Source organism: Dickeya undicola (genome assembly GCF_000784735.1).
Classification (GTDB): domain Bacteria; phylum Pseudomonadota; class Gammaproteobacteria; order Enterobacterales; family Enterobacteriaceae; genus Dickeya; species Dickeya undicola.
In genome coordinates this window covers 97,514-117,937 of sequence record NZ_JSYG01000015.1, presented here as the reverse complement: position 1 = coordinate 117,937, position 20,424 = coordinate 97,514, and the positions used below count along the sequence as shown (strand labels likewise).

15 protein-coding genes are annotated in these 20,424 nt (G+C 56.8%); 7 read left to right on the top strand and 8 right to left on the bottom strand.

Annotation, left to right across the window (positions count from 1 at the left end; translation table 11 throughout):
* Nucleotides 1-34: 34 nt before the first annotated feature.
* Nucleotides 35-541, bottom strand: coding sequence for a phenolic acid decarboxylase (locus OB87_RS07480; RefSeq protein WP_033568818.1), 507 nt, complete (start codon nucleotides 539-541; stop codon nucleotides 35-37).
* A 288-nt stretch (nucleotides 542-829) separates the two neighbouring features.
* Between OB87_RS07480 and OB87_RS07475 the strand changes: the two genes are divergently transcribed.
* Nucleotides 830-1,756 carry a LysR family transcriptional regulator gene (locus OB87_RS07475; protein WP_050515671.1) on the top strand — a complete coding sequence of 309 codons (927 nt, stop codon included), beginning with the start codon at nucleotides 830-832 and terminating at the stop codon, nucleotides 1,754-1,756.
* Nucleotides 1,757-1,769: 13 nt separating this feature from the next.
* Here the strand turns inward: OB87_RS07475 and OB87_RS07470 are convergent, their stop codons facing one another.
* Entirely contained in the window at nucleotides 1,770-2,894 is a 1,125-nt protein-coding gene (locus OB87_RS07470; protein WP_033568817.1) for an ROK family protein, read from the bottom strand.
* A gap of 360 nt (nucleotides 2,895-3,254) precedes the next feature.
* Here OB87_RS07470 and OB87_RS07465 point away from each other — a divergent pair, with 360 nt between their 5' ends.
* From OB87_RS07465 to OB87_RS07440, 6 genes are all read left to right on the top strand, one after another.
* Nucleotides 3,255-4,337 (top strand): ABC transporter ATP-binding protein, encoded by a 1,083-nt coding sequence (locus tag OB87_RS07465; protein ID WP_033568816.1) that lies wholly within the window; start codon nucleotides 3,255-3,257, stop codon nucleotides 4,335-4,337.
* Nucleotides 4,334-5,188, top strand: coding sequence for an ABC transporter permease (locus tag OB87_RS07460; protein WP_033568815.1), 855 nt, complete (start codon nucleotides 4,334-4,336; stop codon nucleotides 5,186-5,188). Before OB87_RS07465 ends, OB87_RS07460 begins: the two co-directional genes overlap by 4 nt.
* A gap of 2 nt (nucleotides 5,189-5,190) precedes the next feature.
* Nucleotides 5,191-6,024 (top strand): ABC transporter permease, encoded by an 834-nt coding sequence (locus OB87_RS07455; RefSeq protein ID WP_033568814.1) that lies wholly within the window; start codon nucleotides 5,191-5,193, stop codon nucleotides 6,022-6,024.
* A gap of 35 nt (nucleotides 6,025-6,059) precedes the next feature.
* A complete protein-coding gene (locus OB87_RS07450; protein ID WP_081977366.1) occupies nucleotides 6,060-7,187 on the top strand; it encodes an extracellular solute-binding protein in 1,128 nt (375 codons plus the stop codon).
* 129 nt (nucleotides 7,188-7,316) lie between these two features.
* Entirely contained in the window at nucleotides 7,317-8,075 is a 759-nt protein-coding gene (locus OB87_RS07445) for a glycerophosphodiester phosphodiesterase family protein (RefSeq protein ID WP_033568813.1), read from the top strand.
* A gap of 49 nt (nucleotides 8,076-8,124) precedes the next feature.
* Entirely contained in the window at nucleotides 8,125-8,889 is a 765-nt protein-coding gene (locus OB87_RS07440; RefSeq protein ID WP_033568812.1) for an inositol monophosphatase family protein, read from the top strand.
* Between the two features lie 60 nt (nucleotides 8,890-8,949).
* Here the strand turns inward: OB87_RS07440 and OB87_RS07435 are convergent, their stop codons facing one another.
* The 6 genes from OB87_RS07435 to OB87_RS07410 all read right to left on the bottom strand — a co-directional run bounded on the left by OB87_RS07435 (nucleotide 8,950) and on the right by OB87_RS07410 (nucleotide 20,270).
* Nucleotides 8,950-10,506, bottom strand: coding sequence for a ferritin-like domain-containing protein (locus tag OB87_RS07435; protein WP_033568811.1), 1,557 nt, complete (start codon nucleotides 10,504-10,506; stop codon nucleotides 8,950-8,952).
* 114 nt (nucleotides 10,507-10,620) lie between these two features.
* Nucleotides 10,621-12,459, bottom strand: coding sequence for a GMC family oxidoreductase (locus OB87_RS07430; protein WP_050515670.1), 1,839 nt, complete (start codon nucleotides 12,457-12,459; stop codon nucleotides 10,621-10,623).
* The gene (locus tag OB87_RS07425) at nucleotides 12,456-12,914 is read right to left on the bottom strand and encodes a hypothetical protein (RefSeq protein ID WP_033568809.1); all 459 of its coding nucleotides are present in this window, start codon (nucleotides 12,912-12,914) and stop codon (nucleotides 12,456-12,458) included. Before OB87_RS07425 ends, OB87_RS07430 begins: the two co-directional genes overlap by 4 nt.
* A 542-nt stretch (nucleotides 12,915-13,456) precedes the next feature.
* Nucleotides 13,457-15,964, bottom strand: a complete 2,508-nt coding sequence (locus OB87_RS07420; protein WP_033568808.1) for a putative virulence factor — start codon at nucleotides 15,962-15,964, stop codon at nucleotides 13,457-13,459.
* Entirely contained in the window at nucleotides 15,961-18,951 is a 2,991-nt protein-coding gene (locus OB87_RS07415) for a virulence factor SrfB (RefSeq protein WP_033568807.1), read from the bottom strand. The genes OB87_RS07420 and OB87_RS07415 overlap by 4 nt, the downstream gene beginning before the upstream one ends.
* 2 nt (nucleotides 18,952-18,953) lie before the next feature.
* Complete coding sequence (locus OB87_RS07410; protein WP_033568806.1) at nucleotides 18,954-20,270, bottom strand: SrfA family protein; 1,317 nt, start codon at nucleotides 20,268-20,270, stop codon at nucleotides 18,954-18,956.
* Nucleotides 20,271-20,424: the final 154 nt, after the last annotated feature.

Here is a 20,424-nt window from a genome sequence, read left to right as displayed (position 1 = left end):
AAATGCGATCCCGCATTAGCGATGTCTGTGGGGCTTAACGCAGATTCTGCGGGAAATTGTCCGGCAGGTCGCTGGCCGGGCAATTGATCACGTTGTTATCGTCTTCACCGCAGTCGCGCACAAAAGTAATGGTAGCGAATTCGTCAATCACTTCAGTCGGGTAGGCCGGGCCTGCCGCACGATAAGACTCCATCAGCGGAATATGGTCGTTCTGGAAGCAGACGGTTTTTTCCGGGTTATTGATAACCCAACGGGGGAAGAAAATGGTGCCGTGGAAAATCCGATCGCCCAGATTGATGATCAGGCTCACGTCGGTGCCGGTCGGTTCCGTCCAGGACACCTTGTAGACGTCGCGGGCGACGCGGGCGATAAACACCGCCTGATCCTTCACCCAGCGATTACCCACAATGCCGCTGTGAATGCGGTAATCCAGCGTGTTGCCATTTTTCACGTAGATCTCGTAATTCCAGCCATTGTCGTAGGTGTAGACCAGATGTTTTCCCACAAAACCGCTGAGATCCTGTTTGTCGAAGCTACTCATACTGTTTTCCTTTTGTTGACTGATAACCTGTCCCGATAGGTTCTTTTACTTGCCATGTTGGCCCAGGACCGGGTTTGAACGCCTCACGTACTCCGTGTACGCTCCGGGTTCTCCGCGCTGTCTGTGTCCAAACGGGCGACGCCTATTGGGATAGGGTGTTAACGGGAGTATAAAAGCGAATTAAGTTGATGAATAACGCTGTTTTTAGTGCTAATTAATTCAATAATTAGATGAATTGAGGCGATGGCCGAACGATACACCCGTTACACAGAGGCAGACTGAAGCATGATGTTGACGAAAACCACACTGGAACAATGGACGCTGCTACAGGCGGTGGTGGAGCTGGGGGGCTTTGCCCCGGCGGCGCAGGCGTTTAATCGCAGCCAATCGTCGGTCAGTTATCAATTGTCGTTGATGCAGGAACGGTTGGGGGTGGCGCTGCTGGCGCCCTCTGGACGTAGAACGGTGTTGACGGCACAGGGGCAGCAATTGCTGGCGCAGGTGATGCCGTTGCTAAACGCCTTTCAGGCGCTGGAGTCGCGAGCGGAAGTACTACAGCGTGGCGGACGCGCCAGAATCGATCTGGTGGTGGACAGTATTTTCCCCAAAGCCACGCTGTTTGGCGCGCTGCGCACCTTTCAGTCTCGCCATCCGCATACGCAGGTGCATCTGATGGAAGTGCTGCGCAGTGAAAGCCGGGCGCAACTGGCGGATCGTCAGGCGGATATCTGGCTGATTTCCCGGCCGTGGGAAGGCATTAACCGGGGACGATTATTGATGGAAATGGCGTTTGTGGCCGTCGCACGGGCTGAACATCCGTTGCACCAGCTTGCCACGCCATTGTCGTTTCAGGATCTCGCGGCGTATCCGCTGATTGAGATCATCGACCGGCAACAGCAAAAAGACAGTCTGCGTAAGCCAGCCAGCGCCGAAAACTGGACGTTCACCACGGTCGAGGCGGCGATAGAAGCCGTCATGCACGGAGTCGGTTATGGCTGGATGCCGGAGGAGCGTATCGCGCCCTGGCTGGCTTCCGGCGAGCTGAAACCGCTGTCGCTGCCGCAGGGGGGGCGGCGTTTCACACCGTTGTATCTGGTGGTGGAGGAAGAGAAGCAGCCTTGTGATGAAGAGGTTGCCACCCTGGTGACATTACTGACGGACGCGGCAACCTCAGCCTGGAAAGTGACGTTGTCACCCTTATCTGCTGGCGATTGACGCTAAACGGCCGTCAGGCGAAGTAACGCGCTTTGAACGGCATCAATGCAGCACCAACCACGGAGGGGTCGTGCTGGATCTGGCTTAGCAACAACCGAGGGTACTGCGCGGCGAGGCCGTAACGTGGCGGCTGTTGGGTTGGCGGCACGTTGAGCAGCATGTCGCCCAGTGCCGTCGGCAGTTCACCGCCAAATACGATGGCGGCTGGGTCAATCACCGCCCGCAACGCATCAATCGCCCGGTTCAGGTATGGCCGGACCTCCGCCACCCAGTCGTTTACACCCGGCCATTGCGGGTCGAACTGCTGGCGCAAGGCGCTGACCCGCTGGATATCGACCCCGTGCGCATTAAGTCGCTTGAGCAGTTCGCCCAGTGCCGGGCGGGAGGGGAATTCTTGCTCGGTGTAAATGCGGCTGATCTCCCCGGCATTACCGAACGCGCCGGAAAAAGGCTGCCCATTGAGGATGAGCCCGGCACCAAACCCGTAATTAAACGACAGGTAACCGAAGGTGGGGTATTGCAACCCTGCACCCAGCACGGACTCGCCGATGGCACCGGTGGTGGCGTTGTTCTCCGTCCAGACTTCCAGATCAAACAGGGTTTCCAGTTCGTTTTTGAGATCCACCAGTGACCAATCACGCAGCGGTTCCGGCGTATTGAACAACCGCTTTTCTTCCATCAAATAACCGGCAATGGCAAACCCGATACCGATGACGGCCGACGCAGGAATAGCGCGGTGTTGCAGCACCTGGCGTACCCGTTCTTTCAGCGTAAACATCGCCCGCGTGCGGTCATTCAGCGCGATATCCAGCGTTTCTTCATGCACGACCTGACAACTGAAATCGCACAGGCAAAACGCCAACATATCCGTATTGACTGAAATGCCGATGCTGTAGCGCGCGGTGGGTGCCAGCTCCAGCGACGGGCTGGGTTTGCCGCGACCATGCACGACGCTTTCGCCCAGCCGCAGCAACCCGCGCTCCAACAGGTTGTCGATGATGCGGTGTACCGATGGCTGGGTGAGGTTGGTTAGCGGGGAAACCGCCGAGCGCATGATGGGCCGATGGCGGCGGACAATATCCAGCACCATACGTTCATTCACGGTAATGCTTTCGACGGTGTGAAGTATTGACCGCATCAGACGCGGGTTCCCGTGTGAGTATTCATGGTGTGCCGATCCTTTTTATAGTGCTAAATCGTGCGGTTAAATCCGAGCCAACAGCGCGTCAGCACGAATACTTGCCGTGTTAATTATTAAACGTATTGAATGATAATCAGGTCATTGCCGTGATACAACCCGAAAATAATCACCACAATATCGATAGCATAGAAAATTAAAAAATAATCACATTTATATCAGTGCATTAATTATCACCTTTGCATCCGCGCGCCTGCAATATATCTGTCACTATTATTATGCACAATGCATTATAAGTTGAATTCACAGCGTTTTCACCTGACTGAATATGACGCCTTACGACTCTCGGGAGACTGTGTAATGAGTAGGCTGGAAGTAGAGCGCGCCAGTGTGGCTTACGGTGATGTTCCTGTCCTGAAAGGGGTGTCGTTTAACGTTAATGAGGGTGAGTTTGTTACGTTGTTAGGGCCGTCCGGGTGCGGCAAAACCACGTTGCTGCGCGCCATTGCCGGTTTTGTTCCCCTGGATGGCGGGCATATCCGCATCGGTGGCCGGGAAATGAACGGACTGGAACCGGAAAAACGCAATACGGCGATGTGCTTTCAGTCTTATGCGCTGTTTCCCCACCTGACGGTATCGGAAAACATCGCCTTTGGGCTACAACAGCGCAACATACCGCGGGAGACGTTAAGCCACCGGGTTGTTGAAACCGCGCTAACCGTGGCGCTGGCGGGGCATCTGGATAAATTACCCACCCAGTTGTCGGGCGGTCAGCAGCAGCGGGTGGCACTGGCGCGATCTATGGCGGTACGCCCGGATGTGATGCTGTTCGACGAACCGTTGTCCAATCTGGATGCCCGATTACGAGAGCAACTGCGGTTGCAGATCCGTGCGTTGCAACGTAAGCATGGCTTTACCGCGGTTTATGTGACGCACGATCAGGCGGAGGCGCTGGCGATGTCCGATAAGGTTGTCGTGATGCACGGCGGCAGCGTGATTCAGTCTGGCACCCCGCAGGAGATTTACCACCGGCCAGTTAACCGCTTTGTGGCCGATTTTATCGGCACCGCCAACATTATGGTGGGGACGGTGACGGTACGGGATGAGGCCGCAGGGCAGTATCGGGTCACTACTGCACTGGGCGAGTTCATGGTGGAATCGGATGAACCGCCAATGCACTCTCGGGTCTATCTCTGTTGGCGGCCGGAAAACGCCAGCCTGCTGTCGTTGCCTGCGGTGGGGCAGAATATCTTTTCACTGCGGGTTAAGCGCCAGACCTTTCTCGGCAATCTGACCGATATCGAAGGTTGCTATCAGGATGTCGACAACGTTTATTACCGTATCCAACTTCTGGGCTATCAGCCACTGTTGGAAGGTGAAACCTACTATTTCTCACTGGCACCCGGCGCGTTGCGATTCTTGCGTGAAGCGGTGGCGGCATGAGGTCGTCATTGATGGCTTACCTGATGCTGCTGCCGGGGCTGGGTATCATCGTACTGGCAATGGGCGCGGTGCTGTGGATGGCGCTTTCCCAATCGCTAGGATTCTTCAATTTTGCCGGTGATAGCGGGTTATCGCTGCGCTTCTGGCAAACCATGTTGACCGACGAACAGCTGTGGCGCGCTTTTTTCTATTCGGCGCGCATTGCACTGTTCAGTGCATTACTGTCGGTGGCGCTGGCCTACCCATTGGCACTCTGGCTACGTAAACCGTTTCCGGGGGCGGTGACCCTGCGCGCGTTGCTAAAAGCACCGTTGCTGGTGCCGGGGCTGACCGCCGCGTTTCTGTTCGTCAATTTCATCTCTTATCAGGGTTTTCTCAATCTGGCGATGCTGCGATTAGGGCTGACGGAACGGCCGATTCGTATGCAAAACGACGCCAGCGGCATCGGTGTCATTCTGTTGCAAGTCTGGAAACAGATGCCGTTTGCGTTGCTGCTGCTAAGTGGTTCGGTACAGGCCATCGGCGAAACGCTGTTGGAGGCGGCCCGCAATCTTGGCGCGGGTGCCTGGGTCCGCTTTCGCCGCATTGTACTGCCGCTGACGCTACGGGCGTTGCAGACGTCGATGATGCTGATCTTTATCGGTGCCGCCGGTGATTTCTCCTTTCAGTCTGTCGCCGGGCCGGTCAACCTCAATTCTCTGTCGCAATTGATGCTACGCGTGCAGCAGTCCGGCGCGGAAGGCTGGAATCAGGCAGCCGTGGTGGCGGTGATGCTGATGCTGTTGTCGCTGGTGGGGGCCGGGTTACTGGCGGTGGCGACCCGTGAAGCCGTGAACGGGATGAGGAGGTAACGATGCAACAGGCTGTGATTGACCGACTCAACTACCTGCTGGTGGCGGTAATCCTGCTGTTAGGGACCGTTTGGCTGATTCTGCCGTTTGCCATGGCGGTGCTGTGGTCATTGGTGGATCCCTCTCACCCGTGGGCGTATCCGGATGTCTTTCCGCCAGTATTATCGTTACTGCGCTGGGGGGAGTTATGGCGCAACACCTCGCTGCCCGAGGCGCTATTACACAGCTATCTGTTGGCACCGATGGTGACGCTGACCTGTCTGTTACTGGCGATGCCGACGGCCTATGCGTTTGGTCGGTTGTCGTTCCCCGGTAAGGGCGTGGCTCAGGTGCTGACGCTGCTGCCCATTGTCTTACCGGGGTTTGTGGTTGCCGTCTTTTTCTCCTCATTGCTGACGCAACTGGGGGTGTATTCGCGATTCATGGGGATCTTTCTCGGCCATACGGTGTTGTTTCTGCCGTATGCCATCCGCATTTTGAGCGTTTCTTTCAGTCAGGTCCGGCAGGATCTGGTGGATGCGGCGCGCAATCTGGGGGCCTCCAGGCGGGAAGTCTTCCGGGTCGCTTACTGGCCTGCGCTACAGTCCGGGGCGATGGCGGCGATGATCATGGTGTTCATTCTGTCCATCGAAGAGTTTTCCGTTTCCTACATTGTGGGCGCGCCCGACTTTATTACCGTGCCAACCATTCTGTATTCGTACCTGGGGTATAACTTTATTCGGCCCAACGCGGCAGTCGTGTCGCTGATTCTGGTCGTCCCCAACGTGCTGTTAATGCTGTTGATGGAGCGCTGTCTCAAAAATATTCCGGCGTCTACGTTCGTCAATAAGGGATAACGATGATGCTGCTTAACCAGTCAGGGGAATACTGCATGTTTACTCGACCCAAGCTATCCAGTCTGCGAAAGCTCGTGGCGCTGTCGGCACTGTTGCTGCCGTTGTACCCGGCGCAGGCGGCCGATCTGAATACGATGTCCTGGCAGGAAATAGAGGCACAGGCGCGTCAGGAAGGTCAGCTTACCTGGTTTAATTGGTACTATCAGGACCGGTTGCGCGACGAGGTGAAAGCGTTCGAGCAACAGTATGGCATTCGCGTCACCATTCCGGACGGCGAGGTGATGGCCAATATCAACAAACTGCTGGCGGAACAGCACCGTAAGCAAGGCGATATCGACGTGATCTCGGTGGGAGGCAGTCAGTTCGGCTTGTTGGACGGCCCCAAACTGTTCTGGGGGCCGCTCAAATCCCGTTTGCCGTCCGGTGATAAGCTGACCTATCAGATTGAAGGGGTTGATACGCAGGGCTACGCGGTGGCGTTCTGGGGCAACCAAACCGTGATTGCTTACAATTCAGCCCGTATCGACGCCGCCTCGCTACCGCATTCGTTGACTCAGTTTGAACAGTTTCTGGTGAAAAACCCCGGTGAATTCACCTTTAACGTAGAGAATGGCGGTTCTGGTCCGGCGTTCATCGAGTCCATCACCCGCACCTTGGTCACCGACGTGAACTACCGCGACGGCACCGCGTCACCGGCGGTGTTGCAACGGCTTGCGCCGTCCTGGCAGTGGTTCAACCGTTACAAAAGCAGCATGGTAATCAGCGCCTCCAACGCCGATAGCATTACCCGGCTGAATGCCGGTGAATTTAAGCTCGCTGCGTCATGGGAAGACTTGGTGCTTTCGCTGCAACGCAAAGGCGAAGTGTCGCCGGATATCAAATTCTACCTGCCTGACTTTGGTATGCCGGGCGGCGGTAATGTGGTAGCGATTCCGGCGAACGCCCGACACAAGGCGGCGGCGTTACTGTTCATCCATTGGCTGACATTGCCGGAAACGCAATTGCGCTTCCATTCGCAGTTCGGCACGGCACTGTTAGCACCGACAGGCGATGGCGGTCAGGCGGTGGATTCGCTCGATCGGTCACGCAGTTTTGCCTGGGCGGCCAAGCCGTTGGGCGACGAAATCAAAAAGCAGTTTATTCAAGACGTGATGCTGAAATGACATCACGCGGCCTGGTTACGACGTGCGAAAACCCTTTCCGGTATCCGTTACGGGCAAGGCCAGGCGCATTTTAAAGGCTACATATTTTCTTACTCAACACCGATGTATTGAAACACCAGGGAAACCATTATGACTGATGCGATAACTGATCGTCTTCGTCGTCACCGTGTAGTGAATGACGCGCTTATCGCCCACCGTGGCGCGTCGGCGCTGGCACCGGAAAATACGCTGGCCGCCATGCGTGAGGCGGCGAAACGGGGGGCGAAGTGGCTGGAGGTGGACGTCAAACTGACGCGGGATAGCCAGCCGGTGATCATCCATGATGACCGGGTGGACCGTACCACCAACGGGCGTGGCTGGGTCGCTGGCCTGACGCTGGAGGACATTCGTCGGCTGGAGGCGCGCGCGCATTTTGATGACGCATTTGCTGGGGTGACTATCCCCACATTGCAGGAGCTGATCGCGTGCGTGCTGGAGCTGGATATGGGATTACAGCTGGAGCTGAAACCGACGGCGGGTGACGATGTAGAAACGGCAGAGGTGGCGTTGACGGTGCTGAAATCGATGTGGCCTGCCAACCGTGACCGCCTGTTTCTGTCGAGTTTTTCCGTGCGCGCCATCCAGGCGGCGGCACGGCTGATGCCGGATGTGCCACGAGCGTTTGCCGTGGTGGTGCCGCCCAAGCGACCAGTGGCACTGTTGCAGGAAACGAACTGCCAGATTTTGCACTGCCTGTCGGACTTGCTGGATGACGATGCCCAGCACATCCTGGCGGACAGCGGCATCGAATACGCGGTGGCGATCGTCAATGACGCCGCACAGGCACAGCGTTTTCTCGACAATGGCGCGCAGACGATTTTGTCTGATATTCCCGATTTACTGGGGTGATAACCAATGTGGGTTGATAACCAAAGTGAATTGATAACAGGAGGAGGTCATGTCTGATCTGCAGTTACGCTTTGAGACTGCCAACATGGTCATGGAGGAAGCTGCGATGCTGGCGAGGCAGCTGTTTGCCCGACGTGACAGTGTGGTGGTGGAACAGAAATCCGCCAATGATTTTGTGTCGGATGCAGACCGGCAAGTCGAGCAGTTGATTCGCGACCGCCTGCGTGAGGCGTTCCCGCAGGACGCCATTCTGGGCGAGGAAATGGGCGGTGAGGTTGGTGAGAGCTTTTGGGCCATCGACCCGATCGACGGCACCACTAATTTTTTACGCGGTCTGCCGCTGTGGGGCATTTCCATCGGATACGTCGAAAATGGGCTGGCGATGGTCGGCACCATCGCATTGCCGATGTTGAACCTGACACTGTCAGCGGCGATCGGTTGTGGCGTATGGCGTAACGGGATGCCGTATCGCCGTCAGGTGCCGTTCAGCGAAGTTCGGCTGGTGGCACTGGGAGAAAGCAATAAATGGGCGGCGGCGGAAGTGGCAATGTTGGATGGCTACCTGCGCGACGAAGGCTGGGCGGTGGCGCGCTATCGCTGTGCTACGGTCGGGCTGGGGTTTGCTGCGCTGGGTTTTACCGACGGTTATGTGGAGAAAAATACCAGCATTTGGGACATCGCTGCTGGGGTGGTTATCTGCACGGAAGCCGGGCTGGTGGTGAAATATCGGGGAAGTTATGACGCCGGTGGGATGCATGTAGCGACGGCTATCCCCGACGTGCAACAGATAGTGGAACCGTTTTTTAGCCTGTGACGCGGCCCAAAAAAAGCACCGCCTGATAGGCGGTGCGGGAAGGGTGAAAATTCAGTCTCGTTACTTATTGATGAACGATCGTGGTTTTGGCGGCGTCGCGGCCAGCGCGGCTTGAATACGCATCGGGTTGAAGTAGTTGCGCATCAGTCGGATACGATGGTCATCGGTGAATTCATAGCGTATCGCCCAGTCGTAGCTGTAAGGCACGCGGGTTGATTTGGTGATCCCCTGCTGACTGCCGTAAGCCATCGCCTGATTGTCGCTGAAGAAGACTTTTTCCACCACTTCGCTACTGAACTCTACCGTTTGGCTCATCAGCGACCAGAAACGGGAGAAGCCTTCGTGGCCGTAGAACACGCCGGTATAAGGCACGTCCACCGGGCCGGTCATGTCCCATACCAGCTGTTCGCTCAGGCAGGCTAGTGCCATCGGCAGGTCGCCATCGGCATAGGCCTGACTCAGTTTCTCCAGCGTAGCCTGATTGTTGGAGAAGGTTACCGCCTGACTTTTGGCCTGGAAGCGTGGCGGCGGCGGCGGGGTATATTCGAACGTCGGCGCAGCGTGGTAGGCGTTGTCGCCGGGGAACGGGTGGGAGACAATCGCCCGGAAATCTTCACGCAGCGAGCCCATCGCCATCACCGCCGGGGTGAGTTTTAACGGTCGACCGGACAGTGCCAGTTGCAAGTTTTCCAGCAGCTCGCTGTAGCGACGGTTGAAACGCACAATCGCCTTGTGCAACTCGCCTTCCGGATAGTCGCTGACTTTAGCCGCGCTGTGCGTTCTGACCGCTTTGTCCCATTCAATCGTCAAGGGTTCACCGGTCGGGCCGCTGGCGATGGTATCGCCGTGGGCGTACATGCGCTCACAGTAGATTTCGTTGAAGCGGTAATAGTGCGGGATGTCATTCTCTTCACCCTGCCAGATATTGTGCGGTGACCCTTCGCCCTGATCGCAAATCTGACGCAGGCTGGCGACCGCGCTGTCCAGGCCGGTCACCGGAATGACTGTACCGTAGGAGCCGTGGCAGAACTGCTCAGGCTCAATCTGGCGCGTGGGGTCGCCGCAGAACACGGCTTTTTCGCCGAAAGACTCTACCGCTGCCCGCAGGCGCGATTCGATATAAACGTAATACTCACCGATCGACATGTCACTGCAAACATGGCTGGCGACCACTTCAGGGCGCACATATTTCGGGTGTTCGATTTGCATCGCCTGATGGATGGCGTGCTGAGAAAATGGGTGCAGTTGAATTTCCAGATCTTCGATACCAAACGGTAACGTAGCCGGGTAATCGAGTAAAAAGTCGGGGCCACTGGTATTCGGTGTGCCGCCCACTGCATTCAGCAGGTTGCCAACCATCACGAAATGCAGCATTTCTTCAATCACGACGGAATGGATCACCTCGGGGACGCGGGGATCGATGTCCTCGTCCATCGTATAAAGCATGGTCAGGTAAGGAGGAATAACGGCGTGTTCCAGCACCATCGCTTTTTGCAACAAATCACGGATATCGTCTAACTCGTGCGCCAGATCCTTATGGCTGGTTAATTTGACATAGCCTTTTTCCCTGAAGGTCGTGTCTACATCTTGGTGTGCGGCGTGTTCATTTAAGTTCATGATGTTTTCCGTCTTAGTCAGTTGCGGCAGTGACGAAGTGTGTAGTTAGTCTTATCTATTTATTCGTAGCATGAAACCCGAATATCATCATCTTTTGTAGCGCTTTTTTCGCGTTTAACGTGTACTGGCACACATTCTGTCCAGTTCGGAAAGAATTGTGTCTGCGGCCCATAGTGTCAGCGCCGCCAGCGTCAGGGTCGGCGGTGCGGTGCCCATGCTCACCATGTTCCCGGCCCCCACCAGATAGAGATTCTTATGAATCCAGCTACGTTGCTGACGATCAACCACCGAATGGTGAGGTGAGCTACCCATACAGTGGGTGCCAGCGATATGTCCGGCACCGGTAAATGCCAGCGGTTGCCCCTGGCAGGTGAAGTAGCCAGGGTCGGCGGATGAGTAATGGCTGTGATCGCGAATACCGATATAGCGACATATCTGCCGCATAGCGGTGCTGACGCGGGCGATGCCCGTGCGGGTGTACGGCGACAGGTCATAGTGGATGACCGGACGGTAATTACCCAGTGCATCGCGGTAGTCAGGATGAATGGTCACCCGGTTATTGTATTCCGGCAACTGTTCCACCAGGCAGCGTGCGCTGAATTGCCGTGACAGTCGTTCACGCATTTGACGGCGTAAGCGGGGACCGCACAACGGCTCCGCCAGCAACTGTTCGACATCATGGTATAAGGCGTTGACCGGCCAGCGCCAGCCGTCGTTACTCAGCTCGATGCGATAGGCCGCCCGATGGGCGCGGGCTGGGCCGGACCGCATGGCTTCGATCCCCGAGGTGGTTAGCGGCCCGCGCATCGGCCACAACGGCGCGTCTGCCCGGCCCCAGACCGGTAGCACCGGGTGATCCATCAGATGACGTCCTACCAAATCATTACCGTTGCAGGCGTCGGACGCCAGCAACAGCACGGCATTGGCAATGGCATTGCCAGCCAGCACATAGCGTTTGGCGCTGACGGTATGCAGGTGATGCAATGCCGTTTCCTGATGCACATAATGGCGAAACTGAACGCCGGTGATGGCATCGGTCGAGGGGTCGATGAGTAACTTGTGTGCCACGCTACAGGTGACGACATCCAGCAAGGCGGGGTCGGCGTCTTCCAGGGTTTTTAGTGCATTGTAGCGTGCCTGCGTTGGGCAGAGCGGCGTGCAGTAGCTATGGCCGGAGCAACGCAGGCCGAGGTGCGGGTTACCCGCCGCACCGTGAGGATGGTAGCCGTGGCCGTGGTCATAAGCGGGATGCGGCACACCGTTGCGCGCGGATGGCGTGCTGCGTAGGGCCAGTGGTGTAGCTTGCCCGTCTTCCATGACCGTCATGCCGTTGAGGCGGCGCGCCAGTTGCCGATCGCCCCAGGTCGGGGGTAGACCGTGCATCGGATACACATAATCCGGCGGAAATCGAATCCCCAGATAAGCCTGCTCCTCGACATTGGCCGAGACGCCCAGTTCGTATTCTGCCGCCCGATACCAGGGTTCAAGATCGTTATAGTGCACCGGCCAGTCCAGCCCAATGCCGTAGCGGCTTTGTAATTCGAAATCTTCAGGCAACATACGCATGGCGCTGCCGAGCCACTGTAACGAGGTGCCGCCGAGTTGGCGACAATAGGTGGAGCTGAATGGCAATGGGCCGCGTTGCACCAGGTAGCCACGGTCGTCATACCCGTCAGGTATCAGGGGCTGTAGGGCGGTATCGTGCGGCGTCGGCGCATTGACGTTACGCCGCCCGGATACCCGGTGGCTTTTATCCGGGTGTTGTCGATAATGCTGTAGCGTTTGCCGGTAGCCGGTGTAATGCAGATTATCGCCGTTGCCCGCCTCCAGTATCAGGCAGCGTTTTCCTCCACGGGTCAGGGTTTTGGCCATCAGTGAACCGGCAATGCCACCACCAACAATCACCACGTCGTAATCGGTTTGCTCGGCCTGATGAGGCGTGATGACATTCATCCGCGCGTTCTCCATTCGGCACTGGGTGGCTCGGCCCAGGCACCGAATTCCTGCTGGCGGAGTGCCTGTGGATGCGCATGGATAGCCTGCCAGATCAACGCCTCGCGCCAGGCAGCATCGCTGAGGAAATAGGCGGCAGCATCGGGTTCCGGGGTGATGGGAACCCACTGACCGGTGTACCACAGACGCAGCACGCTGCGGGCGACGGGGCCGAGCGTCAGTGATGTCAGCACCGTGGCTTCCAGCCAACTGAGTCGTAATGCGTCATCGTGTGGTTGCGCCGCAAAGTCGTCTAGCAGGTGCTTGAACGGACCGGCGGCGTTATGTTGCAGCCAGGTAAAGTAGTCGCGGGCCAGCCCGGTTCCGGTCAGTTCAAACTGACTGAAACCGGTAAGCAGGGCGGATAAGATCATAAAATCGTCAAAGACGGTGTCGGGTTCACTACTGTTACTCATGATGCGTTACCTGTGCCATGTCGTGAACAGCTGAGAGAAAACCGCGCGTCTGAGTCGGGTATCAGGCGTCGTGGAACGGGAATATCAATGGTTTTCTGACGGGATTGCCGACCAGGCGACATCACCGCAGTCTGGTATATCAATACGGGTGTCAGTGCGTTTCAGCGCGCACCAATAAATAGCGATAACCCGATATCCCTGGAAGAAGGGCCGCTCCGTTATTCCTTACCAGGAATAACAGCGTGGTCGTTATGATGGTGGAAAAAAGAACGGGGTAGCCTGTGTTCCTTTTTTTAGCGACAACAGTGTTGTTTTAAACCGGGCGAATTAAAGAAAAAACATGGCAATAAAAGCATTCGTTACACATTTGGTACAGCAGTGCATACCCCGGATAAAACTATGACGTGAGAGCGGCATTTTTGCAAGACCAGCCTGATTTATAACGTGATTTTATCGAAGTGCGATATAATAAAAACAGCATAATCGTTTGATTGTGTAAACTTTTATGCTGAAAAGGCGGAGCGTGCGCTCCGCCGTAGGAGTCAGCCTTCGGTGGGTTTGATCAGACTCAGAATCGCCCCCAAACGTTCACGCTGTTTGGGTTTGATATCACGTCCGGCCGCATAGCCAGCATTTTGAATAATCATTTCATTCAGGCCGATAAGCCAGTCATAAATGTAATAGGCGGTATTGTTGACTGGCGTCACCGACAGTTTGGTTAACCGGCGAGCGGTGCCGAAGTTAGCCGTCTGTTTTTCCGGTTTGGCAAAGATCTTGTTGCCTTTGTTGACGCGGCTGTCTGGTCTGTCTGCCTCGGGCACCTGCTGGAAGCCCAGCCAGGCAACGAAATCGCCAAGGACATTGAGCGCACGCGATACCTGACGGTCGGCCTTGCTTTCCCGGTTAATACCCAGTTGCCCGGAATCCACCAACATGGTTTGCAATTCATCATCAAGCTTGAGCCGCACGCTGGCGGTAATCAGCTCTTCCACCAGCATTTCGATGGTAGGGCGGTTAATCCCCAGCAATTCAATGATGGCGATGTTTTCCGGCAGGTTACGCAGATGGTTGATCCAATACCGGTACAGATGACGAGCGAATTCCGACTCATAGCTGTGGTTTTCAGTTTGCTCTTCTTCGGTTGGCACCGGGGCGACGACCGCTTCGTTTTCTTCGCCCGGCGTCGCGTCGTCGCTGAACAGGTCGATATCCATCCCGACACCAAAGGGTTCGTAGCTGGCCAGCGGCACCACGGTATCCTGCGTTTCCTGGTAGGAGGCGAAGTTGCGTTGCGTCTGCTCCTGTTGTTGCAGATACAGCCGACGTAATTCATCGCGGGAAGGCAATAACCGCTCCAGTAGTTCGCCATGCACGCCGGTTCGGGTTTGCAATGCCTTAAGCATCGACTCGGCGATATGCTGTTTGTGCGCAGGGTCATCCGCCCCGGCCGGTTGATACCAACTGCCGAGCAGGTTATCAGACAGCTCGCGCTGTAATTCGCTGAGCTGTTCGTTGATACGCCCCAGTTTGACTTCACGGCGGACTTCGGCGTCCAGCCAGGCTGCCATCCGGTTGATGCCGCGTTTGTCCATCGCCAACATGGTGCCCCAGGCATCGCCGGGGTTACCCACATAACGCTGCACCGCTTCATCGTTGTTGTAGCCGTGGGTGAAACGGCGGTCATGACGAGTCACCGCCCAGATCAGGCCAGGTTTACGGCGGCTACGGACCTGCGGGTTTTCACCCTGGGTGTGACGCACCCAGAAATCCAGCGCCCGGCCAACGTGGCGCACGTCCGCTTTGCAGGCGGCGGCGGTACAGACCATCAGCAGGTTCATTTCCTGATCGTCGGTATAACGTTCCAGCAGATAGGCGCGTTTGGCACGCATCAAGGCACGGGATAGTGGGTGAGGTTTGAGGCGCAACAGCCGCTCCGGGTTGTTGTCCTCATCGGGTTCGAATTCCGGCTCGTCCTGTAGGCTGAAACCCGGAAAATCAAGCAGGTCTACCTGTTCGAACAAGGTTTCTTTCGGTGGTGACAACAACGGAATTTGCACTTCGGCTGCCAGCATGAGCAGTTCCGCCAGTGACAGTTCCACATTCCTGGCCGCGCGGCCGTTAACGATGGGGCGCACCTGGGTACTGAGATCGGAAGGGCTATTGAGCCGATCAAACAGGTTGGCGTTGAAAATACCGCTGTCAGGTTGCAGCGACTCATCCACCAGCAGGCTGATCGGTGCCAGTATCTTGTGGGCACCGGACAATTGCTCCAGCGTGTGGGCAAAATGACGGTAGAGCGCGGTGTACTCCGATTGCTCGCCCCACAGAATGGAGAACAGGCTGGCGCGGTCGTCGATGCTGAGATGCGGTGCCAGTTCTACTGCCAGCGGCCAGAATTTACGCTCCAGCGGCTTTTGACGCCGGGCGTCATGGCGAACCAGATAATCCCACAGCGCGACCACGGCATCGCCGTCCAGCCCCGGCACCGCCTCTTGCTGACGGTGCAATGTCAGGGTTTTCAGGTGCTCGGCGATATGTTGCTCATCAAGCTCAGGCACGGGGGTCTGGCTGTTTTCCAGTACGAAGGCGTAGGCCATAATTCGGGCGATGTCGGCTTCGTTGAGCAACTGGACCTGTACCGGATTGGGGGTGTTTTTGCCTTCAGCCTGCCGGGTAAAGCGGGTGACAAACGCAGGCTGTTGGTTGTCTGGATTGATGTTTTTCTGATAATCCAGCGTGACGCCGCCGACGGAGGTTTCAATGCGCCCGTTCTCGCCACCGGCCAGCGAGGTCAGCAGATAGGTTTTACCCCCCTGAGCCAACCCGAACATGCCCATGGCGATCTCTTTAAGTGACGAATCAGACAGCCCTCGGGCCTTGTTGCGGCATCGCCGCAACTTAACGACAAGCCGATCGGCTTCCATATCCAGGCGCGGAACGTTGCGCCGGGTTTCATCCACCCAGGCTATCGCCTGATCGACGCCTTGCGAAACGGCGTTTAACTGGCGGCTGAGACGGCTCGACAGCTGTTTGGGCGTTAATGGTTTCATTTCTTGAAGACGCTCCCGCTATCGATCCAGTAATGTGCCATGCCGGAAACCGTGCTGGACAAGGTATTGAGTTTCAGCCTTAACTGATGCGGTGAAATAGCAAGCCCGGAGCCCAGCACCGCGTCGGCTATCTCAACGCGTTCCGGCGTGAGGTTATCGTCACCCGGCACCACTTTCAGGCGCACGTGCAGAACGCTGTCGCCAGCCACCTTGCGGGCCAGCTCCGGATCGACGATCGACAATGAATAGAGCGGCGAAGCAGGCCAGCGTTCGTTGTCCAACTGGCGGAAGCCGAGGCATAACGATCCGCGTACTTCGAAACCGGATTGATCGTCCAGCGTGAAATCGGCGTCATCCAGATCGATATCGTTATAGTAGACGTTATCGGTGGTGAGGGTGTGGCTGCTGTCGAGCATTCCGAGGTAGCGCACGGTGGAATAGGGTTCGAAATCCCCGGCCTTGAAGTAGAAACCAGGCAGGCGCAGATCCAACGCCAGCAGGCATAACATCGCGCCCACCGCGGCGGTGGATTTCGGGTTTTCGATCCGCCCGCGTTTGTTAAACGGATACCAGTCGCTGGTGTGGTAACCATCCAGCGACATCATGCGGTTAATCGGTAGTGGTTGCAGATGACGGAATAACGCCTGGATGCCGGGGAAACGGGACGGCCGACCAGTCAGCAACAGCACGTCACAGGCATACAACGACACCACTTCCGACATCAGCCGCAGGTGCTGGGTAATGCTCATGCGGTTAGCCAGAAATTCGCTGTGCAGCTTGGCAAGACGCAGAATGAACGGCACTTGTAGGATGTCGAACGGGGTTTCTTCGTCCGGCAGTTCACGCTGGATCTCGCTGTTGAGGTATTCCAGCACTTTACGCGTCGGTGTCTGCGACAACATGTCACCGAACGTGGTGTCAATTTCTGCGTTCAGGTCGAGTGGGTCGAACTGTTCGTAGGCTTCCAGAACCGCCTGACCGATAGGAATGAACACCTGCAATGTGACTTGCTGGCGCAATGTCAGTTGGCCGTCCATGCGGCCTTCACTGCCGAACAGGCGGGTCATCAGGCTGTCCGGACCGGTGACGCCGGCTTGTTTCAGCGCGGCCTGCAATGCGGGCAGGACATACAACTGGATCACGTCCAACAGAATGTCGTCACCGGCGACTTTAAATCCTTCACGAAACAGCAGGCGCGGGATGATTTTGACGTTGCTGCCAACGCCGTCGTCCAGCCAGTATTGGGTAATCGCCAAATCGGTGGTGCCACCGCCGATATCGATAGACGCGATACGCAAGGTTTTCCCTGGCTGCTCGTCGTCTGCCAGTTCTTTGTCCGGGCGCGCCATGCTGGCGAAGAACGCCTCCGCCCGGCCGCCGAAATTCACCTGTGCTTCGTTGTAGAGGTACACCATCTGTCCGCAGGTGGCTTCATCCCACTCCATCTGAACATCCGGCACCGGCACACTGCTGCGTTGCTTGTCATCCGACGTCAGGAAATCGTCATCGGCCGGGTGCCAGCCCATCGCTTTCCATACCAGCCCGATCGCTTCGATCATGCGGCGGCGGAAGATCTCGCGTTCCGGCTTAGGCATGGCCGAGGGCAGGGTCAGAATGATATTGCGCAACTGGCGCGGTGCGTTGGCGTGAATCATCTTCAGGCGTTGGGCCGCGCTGTTCATCTGCATCAGTGCCTGCGCCAGCAGCTCGGACAGCATGAACGTCATCACCGAACTGCGGCTGTAGTGCGGGTCGAACACTGGCAGGCGCTCGTCCAGCGGCAGGCTGAACAGCGGCTGGCCTTCATCGTTGACCAGCATGGTCAGCGGCATGGCGGTCGCCAGCGGCTCCTGTTGACGTGGGTTGTTGGTTTGGCTGAAACGCCAGCCTGGCACATACGGCTCTTCGTCCCACAGATAGCGGCGTGGGCTGGAAATACCGCTGGCACCGTCGGTCCCCTGACGCTGCAACGCCAGACGGCTGGCTTCACGCCCGACACGGGTAATAGACGGCCAGACAAACGCATCGTCGCGGCCGCTTTCAAAGGAGAAATTCTGCTTGCCGAAACGGGCCTGGGCGAATTCTACCCGGCTGTCGAACAGCTCATTGTACAAGTAATGAGGCTGGCCTAAATCACGGATCTGTAGCTCGTAGGTCTGCTTGAGGCCGTTGCTTTCGTCAGCGTGATCTTCCACCAGAATCCCGGCGGTATGGGAGTTGCCGACATCCAGAATCAGGTCCACATTGATGGCCGGTTCTTTCAGGGTACTACTGGTGAGGCGGATTTCCGGCACATCCAGCAGTGTCGCCATCACATCCAGCAGGTTCAGGTAATGTGCCTGATATTCGAATTCACGCAGATTCTGGCGGATATCGCGGGGTTTACGGCCCTCCACTTGCAGTGCCTGCTGGGAAAACGTTTCCCGCAGCCAGCCATCGACCCAGGTCTGGTCGAGAAAATCGTCCAGCTCTTCGCTGCGATGGGCCAGCGTGAATAACCGCCCGGCATTGATGTCGTTCTCGCTGGGTGCCAGTGCTTCCAGATCCTGACTTTCCGCATAAACGCGGGTATCGAAGGCTAAACAGAGGCGGTGGGTGTTGCCGTCATCGTCCGGCTCGCCCAGTTCCAGCACCTGTACCCGCGCCCAGTTGTTCGGGCCACCCATAAAGGTACGTGGCGGGTTAAAGCGGAAGAAGGGCAACGGTAGCCATACGTTGCTCAGCAGCCGCAGCGACTGTTCCAGCGTGTAACTGGATTCGGGGTTGACCGCTTCCGGCAGCACCTGCATATCGCTCGGCAACGCGTATTTGCCGCTGTGTTCATTGTACGTCAGCCGCAACAGCGGCCCGTTGGCGCTCTTGCGAACAAAGCGATTGGCAAAGCTTGACCGGGCTGGCGGGAGCTTTAACGCAAAATCGAGAAACTGAATACCGCTATTCTGAATCAGCGTAATGTGTTGTTTGTAATCTGTCAGGGTTGCCAGCATGGTTATTTGCTCTCACGCTTAATCGTCATCGGTAGCTCAGTATCGGCATCGTAGCGGCCCTTACATTCGGCGGCCTCGCTCGATTCCTGTCGGGTACAGACGATTTCCGGCATCGGATAACGGGAGCCATCGCTGCAGCGCGCCCGATAGCGGCTATTGATCACCAGATTGCCGGACTGGTGCAACCCGGCCTCTACCTCGGCCTGACAGGTGACTTTCTCGCCGTAGGTAAAGCGTACCCGGCCTTTGCCGTTTTTGATTTGGTAGCGGAGTACCGGTGGTTTGCCGGTCAGCGGATTTTTCGCTATGAGCGTCGCCTGCCAGTTGCCGTCCAGAAAACGGATGGAGCCAATTTTTACCGCGTCGGCAGGCATCACCAGCGCGCCTTTCGGGGCGGCGCTGACTTCAACATGCGCAGGAGCTTCCGGCGCTTTTTCTTCAGGCTTTTTCTGCTCAGCCACCGCAGGCGGTGGTAACAGCGTAGCCACTTCCAGCGGCAGATTTGGCTGAGGGAACGTATCCGTTGGTGTCGCGCTCAGCGCGCGTTTTTCCGGCTTAATGGTGTTTACCACCGCAGGGGCGCTGCTTTCGGGTTGAGACACGCAGCCGCGAATCTGGAACGCCAGTGTCGCCAACAGTGCGGCACCCGGTGCCAGCAACCAGATGCTGGTCCAGACTCGTCGTGGCGACGGGGTAGCTTGCGGTGGGGCGACGGGTTCAGCCATGACCACGGGTTCTGGTTCGACCGGCAGCGCAGGTTGTTCTGGTTCGGGGTCGGCAACCTGCGTGGTCACTTCCGGCAGCGGTTCCACAACCGGCTCGGGAATCTCGACCGGTTCAACCGGGCGCAGGCACTCCAGCACATCAATGCGGGATTTTTTACCCAGGCTGACGAACCCCCAAAAAGTGATGACCGGTTTATCGTCCACCAGATAAACGTGATTGGAGCCCGGAAACTGAAAGGCTTTCGACAACAATACGCCGAAGAGTTTCTGGGCTGGTTTGTTGGACTGACGCGCTCGCTCGCTAATGGCGTCAACGGTGCCGAGATACTCCTCCAGTAAGAGTAACGCTTGTTCGCGCTGCTCGTCGCTGGCCGCCATCCAGGAGGTGATTTTCCCGGTGAAGGGCGCATACCAGTCGATGCGATCGCCATCCTCATTCGGTTGGGGAATAGCCAGACAGTCTGCGATGTGCTGCTGTTTGCGAAGACGCAGTGTCTCCCGTAATTGCAACGCGGAAGCATAAACGGGCTGGCCGTTCTCTCCCAACGCAAGAAAATCGTCTAAATTTCCACTGCGTAAAAATAATTTTGCCACGCCAAAGAAACCTTTTGTGATAAACCGTCAAGGCAGAAAATCGTGTTCAATATCTGCGATTATAATTCTGATGATAACGAATCAAATACGTAAAGAAGTGACAAATATGACAAATATTTGCCCCATCAGCGCTCTGAAAAGCAATATCGCATAA

Coding starts and splice junctions, on each gene's coding strand:
- OB87_RS07440 (WP_033568812.1), top strand. CDS start 8,125: ATGTCTGATCTGCAGTTACGCTTTGAGACTGCCAACATGGTCATGGAG.
- OB87_RS07470 (WP_033568817.1), bottom strand. CDS start 2,894: ATGCGGTCAATACTTCACACCGTCGAAAGCATTACCGTGAATGAACGT.
- OB87_RS07445 (WP_033568813.1), top strand. CDS start 7,317: ATGACTGATGCGATAACTGATCGTCTTCGTCGTCACCGTGTAGTGAAT.
- OB87_RS07415 (WP_033568807.1), bottom strand. CDS start 18,951: ATGCTGGCAACCCTGACAGATTACAAACAACACATTACGCTGATTCAG.
- OB87_RS07450 (WP_081977366.1), top strand. CDS start 6,060: ATGTTTACTCGACCCAAGCTATCCAGTCTGCGAAAGCTCGTGGCGCTG.
- OB87_RS07420 (WP_033568808.1), bottom strand. CDS start 15,964: ATGAAACCATTAACGCCCAAACAGCTGTCGAGCCGTCTCAGCCGCCAG.
- OB87_RS07435 (WP_033568811.1), bottom strand. CDS start 10,506: ATGAACTTAAATGAACACGCCGCACACCAAGATGTAGACACGACCTTC.
- OB87_RS07480 (WP_033568818.1), bottom strand. CDS start 541: ATGAGTAGCTTCGACAAACAGGATCTCAGCGGTTTTGTGGGAAAACAT.
- OB87_RS07455 (WP_033568814.1), top strand. CDS start 5,191: ATGCAACAGGCTGTGATTGACCGACTCAACTACCTGCTGGTGGCGGTA.
- OB87_RS07430 (WP_050515670.1), bottom strand. CDS start 12,459: ATGAATGTCATCACGCCTCATCAGGCCGAGCAAACCGATTACGACGTG.
- OB87_RS07475 (WP_050515671.1), top strand. CDS start 830: ATGTTGACGAAAACCACACTGGAACAATGGACGCTGCTACAGGCGGTG.
- OB87_RS07465 (WP_033568816.1), top strand. CDS start 3,255: ATGAGTAGGCTGGAAGTAGAGCGCGCCAGTGTGGCTTACGGTGATGTT.
- OB87_RS07460 (WP_033568815.1), top strand. CDS start 4,334: ATGAGGTCGTCATTGATGGCTTACCTGATGCTGCTGCCGGGGCTGGGT.
- OB87_RS07425 (WP_033568809.1), bottom strand. CDS start 12,914: ATGAGTAACAGTAGTGAACCCGACACCGTCTTTGACGATTTTATGATC.